8 protein-coding genes are annotated in these 6,286 nt (G+C 54.1%); 6 read left to right on the top strand and 2 right to left on the bottom strand.

The features are described from left to right. Positions 1 to 203: 203 nt before the first annotated feature. The 5 genes from ACIQTS_RS16655 to ACIQTS_RS16635 all read left to right on the top strand — a co-directional run bounded on the left by ACIQTS_RS16655 (position 204) and on the right by ACIQTS_RS16635 (position 3,369). On the top strand, positions 204 to 1,130 hold the full coding sequence (locus tag ACIQTS_RS16655) for a hypothetical protein (protein WP_400291407.1): 927 nt from the start codon (positions 204 to 206) through the stop codon (positions 1,128 to 1,130). Further along, entirely contained in the window at positions 1,091 to 1,486 is a 396-nt protein-coding gene (locus tag ACIQTS_RS16650) for a hypothetical protein (protein ID WP_013350275.1), read from the top strand. Before ACIQTS_RS16655 ends, ACIQTS_RS16650 begins: the two co-directional genes overlap by 40 nt. A 279-nt stretch (positions 1,487 to 1,765) precedes the next feature. Continuing rightward, the gene (locus tag ACIQTS_RS16645) at positions 1,766 to 2,032 is read left to right on the top strand and encodes a hypothetical protein (protein ID WP_400291409.1); all 267 of its coding nucleotides are present in this window, start codon (positions 1,766 to 1,768) and stop codon (positions 2,030 to 2,032) included. A 305-nt stretch (positions 2,033 to 2,337) separates the two neighbouring features. Further along, the gene (locus ACIQTS_RS16640) at positions 2,338 to 2,706 is read left to right on the top strand and encodes a hypothetical protein (RefSeq protein ID WP_133833155.1); all 369 of its coding nucleotides are present in this window, start codon (positions 2,338 to 2,340) and stop codon (positions 2,704 to 2,706) included. 63 nt (positions 2,707 to 2,769) lie between these two features. Then, positions 2,770 to 3,369, top strand: coding sequence for a hypothetical protein (locus ACIQTS_RS16635; RefSeq protein WP_400400561.1), 600 nt, complete (start codon positions 2,770 to 2,772; stop codon positions 3,367 to 3,369). 20 nt (positions 3,370 to 3,389) lie between these two features. Here ACIQTS_RS16635 and ACIQTS_RS16630 read toward each other — a convergent pair whose 3' ends face one another. Beyond that, positions 3,390 to 4,586, bottom strand: a complete 1,197-nt coding sequence (locus ACIQTS_RS16630; protein WP_402473932.1) for an IS110 family transposase — start codon at positions 4,584 to 4,586, stop codon at positions 3,390 to 3,392. A 393-nt stretch (positions 4,587 to 4,979) separates the two neighbouring features. Between ACIQTS_RS16630 and ACIQTS_RS16625 the strand changes: the two genes are divergently transcribed. Continuing rightward, on the top strand, positions 4,980 to 5,396 hold the full coding sequence (locus tag ACIQTS_RS16625) for a hypothetical protein (protein WP_402473931.1): 417 nt from the start codon (positions 4,980 to 4,982) through the stop codon (positions 5,394 to 5,396). A 515-nt stretch (positions 5,397 to 5,911) separates the two neighbouring features. Here the strand turns inward: ACIQTS_RS16625 and ACIQTS_RS16620 are convergent. After that, the gene (locus tag ACIQTS_RS16620) at positions 5,912 to 6,214 is read right to left on the bottom strand and encodes a hypothetical protein (protein ID WP_400291413.1); all 303 of its coding nucleotides are present in this window, start codon (positions 6,212 to 6,214) and stop codon (positions 5,912 to 5,914) included. Between the last annotated feature and the right edge of the window lie 72 nt (positions 6,215 to 6,286).

The raw sequence follows: 6,286 nt of genomic DNA, 5'->3' as shown, positions 1-6,286 counted from the left end.
AGAGGAATTTGAGCGAGTCTACTATGATGAAATGACAGGCTCGTTACCCGACGCAGCCGCACATAAGACGGCGGCATGATTTCCGGGACGGTTCAAATACGTTCGTATTCCGAGGCGCCACCTGCAGTCAGAACTTGCACTAGCGGACGTGGTCCCTACTTGGAATTGGCTATTAATTGAAAGAGGACCCTTTGAAGGGACTAATGACGATGCTTGTCTCTGGGCTGACATTGGCGCTGACCATGGCTGCGATGCCTTCTTACGCATCACAAGATACGGATCTAAACCTAAGCGATGTCAAGAGCGCTTCGCCTATTCCAGCAGCCGAATCTGCGTCTCTTCTGAAAGACAATCCGTCACCGAAGACGATCACTTTATCAAACGGGGTGATTGTACCTTTCAGTGCAGACGACCGTACGAGTGCTGAAGAGGAGGCATTCCGCAGTGAAGTGTCATTGTTGGTAACTCTCGATCAGCTAACGTCAGCCAAGATGAATGAGCTGGGCCTTTCGGAGCCGGCAGAAACTCTGGCGACAATCCCAGTGACAGTAAAACCCAGCGATTTTCTTCTTGGGGTAGCTGAACCGGCCAAGCTCGGGTGCCGTGTTACCAAGCCTTCGTCGAGTGCAGGTGACATAAATATTTCTCGCCCCCAGATTGTAAAATCTGGGACAAAGATTTATGCGTATGCTCGATACAATTGGAAGAATGCACCCTTTTCCGAGTGTCCACGCGGCAAATCTCAGATCGGTGGACCCGACGGGCTAGCAATTACGTTCAACCGCGCCGTCACCAACAAGGGTGTTTCCTTTGTGGGGTGCAACAGCTATAACAAGTGTGAGAAAACTGGATGGCTGGAAACCAACAATCAATATGGTGCGGGTTGGGCGTTCCAGGATTGGGGCTACGGCGCGCTTTACGGACACAGTCCTACATATAAAGGAACTTTGACCTATACGCTAACCACGAGTTCAACTAAATGCCTTCAAGCTTTTGCGAAATATGGGCATTCTTGGAACTCTACAAAGCTGACCGGTTTTAGTATAGGTAAGTCTTCAATCGGAATCTCATGGAATACGAGCTCAAATCTATGGCAGAAATCAAGCCAAGCCGGGTCTTACCGATGCTAGGACGCACCTGGGCAAAGGGATTAGCCCTTGCATCATTTGCTCTGATCGCAGCTGGTTGCTCAACTTCAGATACATCCCAGTCACTATCTGTGGATGCCGTCATGGATGTTTGTGCAAAAAATGATTGTTTTACCGTAAAAGTTCCTGCGAACCTTTCAGTAACGGTCAACGGCCATGAAGTGAGCATTCCATCTTCCAACGGGTCTGGGACAGTGGCTTTGGAATCTGTCGGTGCTGTCCAAGTGACGGCACGCTGGAATTCGTTTGAGAAGACAGCCGATCTGATGATAAGTGATGGATCAGCGGAGTCAGTCACCATCAAGTTTGATGAAATAGCGAGAGTAACCGAACTATAGAGAAAAGTCTGAGGTCAAACCCCTGATTATTCTGATCGTCTGCATCACACGGCTGAGGTTTCTGTCGCGGTGCTGGTGATGGTTGATATCGTCGGAGCCGTCCAGGATTGCTGAATCCCCATGAGGGAGAGACCTCATCTGCAACGACAGGGGCTATGATTGTTCATGTCTCAACAGACTCTTTCGCATGGAAGCATCCCGCGGTCTTTGCAGGATGCTTCCATGTTTAATGCCGAATCCAGAAAATCGCACGTGCCATCCATGAGTCGGTAGAAAGAATTGTCCAGTGAGTCCGCGGGATTTCACCTGCACTTCCTCACCACGGCCTTTGACCTCCCCACCGCCAACTCCGAGATTGCCGAAGATCTAGTGCAGCTCGACGACTCTCCCGTCATCGACTACACCCACTTCTCCCTCGCGTTGAGCCGATCACGCAAGTTCGCCCGATGGGTGAGCTGGAACATCGACGGATTACGCATGCAGTTGCTCTCCCGTGCCGGTATCAACTTCACCAAAGAGCAGCTACGGACCCGAGTGGAAACTTAAGAAATTTAGCTAAAATACCAATGACGGGTGTCGGCCCCCAGAGTCATCCATACCTTTCCGAAGTCCCCCAATCTGCGTCGTGCCGTCCGTATGAGGAACCTTCACCGGACATTTCGTTGGCCGGCCATCCGCACCGAGAACGGGATTCGGAGGATCTTCTTCTAAGACGGTCCTCCGGGATGGGTAGACTCTCCTTCAACTGATCCAGGACGGCTCGGTGCAGGTTGCGGTGATCGAAATGACCAGGCAAAGGGGAACGCGAATGAGAAGGGTCCTTCCATTTAGCCGCGAGTCGATGAGGCTCCATGGCTGATCCGCTGAACGACATCGAACTTGAGATCATCGAAAACGGTGAAGACGACTGGGTCCTTTTCCTCCACATCATGGGGATCATCAACGAAGCCAAGGGAAGCGTCCTGACGGAGGACGAGGCCATTGCAGAGGCCACAGGATCTGCCTTGGCCCTGTGCGCCAAGGGGTATGCCCAGCTCGGGAGATACACCGGACCTACAAGTTTTGTGCCGTGGCCCGAGACCGGTGATGCGCTCCGCACTCGGTTGGAGCACGAGCTGAAGAATCCGCCTCCCGGGGAAGGCCACGAGTGCAATCTGATGTACATCATGCTCGATATCCTGCCTGAAGGGCAGAAAGCCAGAGACGAGCAGTCCCGGTAACCGAACGGCTAACGGGAATGGGCATCCCCTAGTCGTTAGACTGTCGGGCAGGAGAATGGAGGGGTGATGTTATTTCCTTGCAGCGACCAAGAGGCCGCAAAATGGATCACGACCGGCGTTGAGCACTGGTGGAATCTGGTGACGCTGGGCCCGCCGGGATTCCCGGCGTATGCGCGGCTGCGATTCATCCCCGATCCAACCTACGAGGGTCAGCCCGAAAATGATGCTGCGCGCTGGAATGACACCCTCTCAGACAATGATCAGCTCCGCATCACGGTGGGGACGTTACTGCAGCCCACCAGCTCGTCCACCGAGGGATACCTGCTGATATGGGACGGTTGGGGTGGTGACTCGTTCCCCGATCGGGTACTGCGCACGTCCCATGTGGTGGTCCCGAACCGTGAGTACTACCTGTGCAGGGTCTCGCTGCAGGACTTCGTATCCGGTGCGATCGAAGACTCGTGGCAGACTGAAACGGGTCACACCATGCCGCACCCTGCGTTCATCTGGCCTTCGGACCAGTCTTGGTGCATCACCTCAGACGTTGATCCCCATTGGGCTGGCATCGGGGCTGAAAAGGCGCTGATCGACCCGCTACTGACCGAACCACGTCTTGACATCGTCCGTGTCGAGCCGAATCAAAAAGTGCCCTTCTACCACTAGGGGGGCCCCTATGTATAAAGTCAAGCGATTTTCAGTTCCGGAACATCATAAAGTGAGCCATCCCGGAGCATCGCAAACAGGACCGTCAGTCGACGGTGCGCCAACGCGATGAGCGCCTGGTTATGGCGTTTACCTTGAGCTCGTTTCCGGTCGTAATATTCCCGGCTGGCTGGATCGAAACGGATGGACGCGAACGCCGAAAGGAAGAGCGCACGTTTCAATCGTTTATTGCCTGAATGGCTGACTCGCTCGGACTTGATCGAAGTCCCTGACTGGCGCGTGGTCGGTGCCAAACCAGCGTAGGAAGACAACGCTGCGGCGCTGGTGAAGGTCTTGCCGGAGATCTCGGCGATGATGATCGCAGCGGTCCTGACAGCGATCCCTGGCATGGATGTCAGGACCGGGTAAAGAGTGTGGGCCTCCACCATGGTTTCCAAGTGCGTGGCCACGTCTACGCGTTGGGCATGCAACGAGACCAGCTGCCGGGCGAGGTGAGGGATCACCAGTCCCGCGGCCTCAGTGCCGACCACGATGACGCTCTGTTCATCCAAGGCGTCAATGATGGTTGAAGCCCACGCCGCGTGCCGGCGGGCACCGTATTTCTTCAGCTTCGCATCGATCCTGGCTTTGCCGGCATGCTTCAGTGCGGCTGGTGTGGGCCAGGCTGCGAGGACTTCAAGTACCGCATCGTGTTCCAGCCATGGGCCGAGGGTTCGTTCTAGTGGCGGGTGGATTTGGGTGAACAGACTACGGATCCTGTTGCTGGTTTGGGTGATCTGCCTGGCTAGATCCAGATCAAATCCGGTGAGCATGGACAAGGTGGCTTCATCCTCATCAGAGACCTGGATGCTGCGCAGCGTGTGCGGCATGGTGCGGGCCGCGTCCGCGATGATGAATGCGTCTTTTTCGTCGGTTTTCGCCGTTCCAGGATACATATCTGCGATGCGCCGCATCGATAATCCGGGCAGGTAGGCCACCGGAATACCGAGGTTCTGGGCGACCGCAACAGCGAGGGCTCCGATGGTAGCTGGCTGATCCACGACGATCAGGACGGTGCCTTTGGCACTGAGATTCTGGTAGACCGAGACGAGTTTGGTTTCGTCGTGGGGCAGGGTCTTGTTCCATATTTTGGTGCCGTCCTTGGTGACGGCGCAGGCCCAGTGGTCGGTTTTCCCTACGTCCAGCCCGAGGAAAATATCGATATCCGCGGTGATCATGGCTAGTGCTCCTTTGAACTAGTTCTTGTTCAAGGTCGACCAACCGTCGGTAGCGAAGTCTTACATCCACGTTATGACAGGCGTCCAGTGTCTTGGCGCCGCGCCCCTAATTAGCAATCACCACGCTGCCATCCCAATCTCGGTGGCAACACCCCCCGGATCATTGGTTAGACAGGGGCAAGACACCATGCCGAGATTGGTCGGCCGACAGTCCCTATGATCCTCTTTTTAGGGACTATCAAAAAGATAACGGGCGGCGAACCAACGAGACGGAGGGAAAGCGCCCGCAGCAGTAACCTTGACTGGGACACCAAATACGATCAGTTCTGGAAAGTATGGAATCCTGTTTTTGCAAGGTAAGGAATCCTACGCATTGCGTGAGAGGCTTTGAGCGTGACCATTGACATCGAAACCATGCTCTACCGAATTACTGCTCAAACCTTTGACCAGAATTTCATCGTAAAACCCGAGGATTCTCTAGACGACGGGTATCTGCACGTTATCCAAGTGAAGTCCACGTTAGGAACTGAACGCGCAGCCATTTTCCGGGCCACTTATGAGTGGGTGGATGTCTGGATTCCCGAGTTGAGGGTAGGCGCAACTATGTTCGACTATGGGGACGTGCAAGAGGATAAAGAAGATGACCTTCGAAGACTGTGCATTGCTACCCGCGTCTATCTTGAAGGAGGAGCTCACGTCGAACAGCGCAAACGCATGTCTCGAAAGGATCTTATTCCTCTCGTCATAATCGATGTGGATGGCCTGGAATGGCGACTAGGTAGAAACCACTGTGTGGTTCCCTATCTGTAGAAAAGTATCCATGGTCGATGGCAGGCAACTAGAGTGACAGGATTTCCCAGTAGCGTACTGGTGCATGCTTGTATATTGGTCCCATGCGCGCCATAGAAACAGTTCACGCGGAACCACGTGACTCGGATGATTCACCCCGTTATCGAGTCAATTTTTGGGAACAACCTCGTCCTGGGTACGGCTGGAACTTAGATGCTTTTGTACTGGTTGAGGTGCAGGACGTATCTGAGGCGCTCGGTTGGGTGGAGGAACACGCAAATGGGCGGTCCTTCGAACTGTTCGCAGAAATGGACTCCGAGCCCGAGAAGCCGTTCGGTGCTCCGCGAAAAGCATCTCTTGTACGTCTCCTTGGAAGCAACCCCAATGCCGGTTAAACCTGCGAGGGCTATGAACAATTGACGTTCGGATCGCAGCGCTAAAAAACGCTACGTGCGCTTCCAGCAGAGGAATGCTTAGCGGCCATCTTAATGGCATGGAATGCGTTTTGTCCGCCACATTCTGCAGTCCGTGCCTGATTACTGCCGAAAATAAGGGTCACTGGCAGAAGGCGAGCCCGGCCCTGTTGGTTCCCACCCGTGAAGCCGAACCATGCCAGTTCCACCTTCATAGATGTATTCGACCCAGACCACGGCATAGCGGCCGTGGCGGTTTGCTTCTGCCCATGCGAGGACATCGACGATGCTTTCTGCATTTTCAATGCGGTTCTCATAGCTGGCGCAATTTTCGTCCCAGAAATCTACCCGATACACGGGATCTGTATTTTCCTGACTGACGTATCGAGGATCCACGAGAGTTGCCTTGATTTTTTCTTCACTCATGCTCACAATCTATCCCGTTCGAGGGTAATCATGCAGGAATTCTCGACCTGTCCCTTAAGACGAACCTTGACT

The organism is Glutamicibacter sp. NPDC090743, assembly GCF_044769125.1.
Lineage (GTDB): Bacteria > Actinomycetota > Actinomycetes > Actinomycetales > Micrococcaceae > Glutamicibacter.
This window is presented reverse-complemented; position numbering and strand designations above follow the sequence as displayed.

Bases quoted from the DNA above. Each gene is read 5' to 3' on its own strand.
- ACIQTS_RS16655 (WP_400291407.1), top strand. From the start codon at position 204: ATGACGATGCTTGTCTCTGGGCTGACATTGGCGCTGACCATGGCTGCG.
- ACIQTS_RS16640 (WP_133833155.1), top strand. From the start codon at position 2,338: ATGGCTGATCCGCTGAACGACATCGAACTTGAGATCATCGAAAACGGT.
- ACIQTS_RS16630 (WP_402473932.1), bottom strand. From the start codon at position 4,586: ATGATCACCGCGGATATCGATATTTTCCTCGGGCTGGACGTAGGGAAA.
- ACIQTS_RS16620 (WP_400291413.1), bottom strand. From the start codon at position 6,214: ATGAGTGAAGAAAAAATCAAGGCAACTCTCGTGGATCCTCGATACGTC.
- ACIQTS_RS16650 (WP_013350275.1), top strand. From the start codon at position 1,091: ATGGCAGAAATCAAGCCAAGCCGGGTCTTACCGATGCTAGGACGCACC.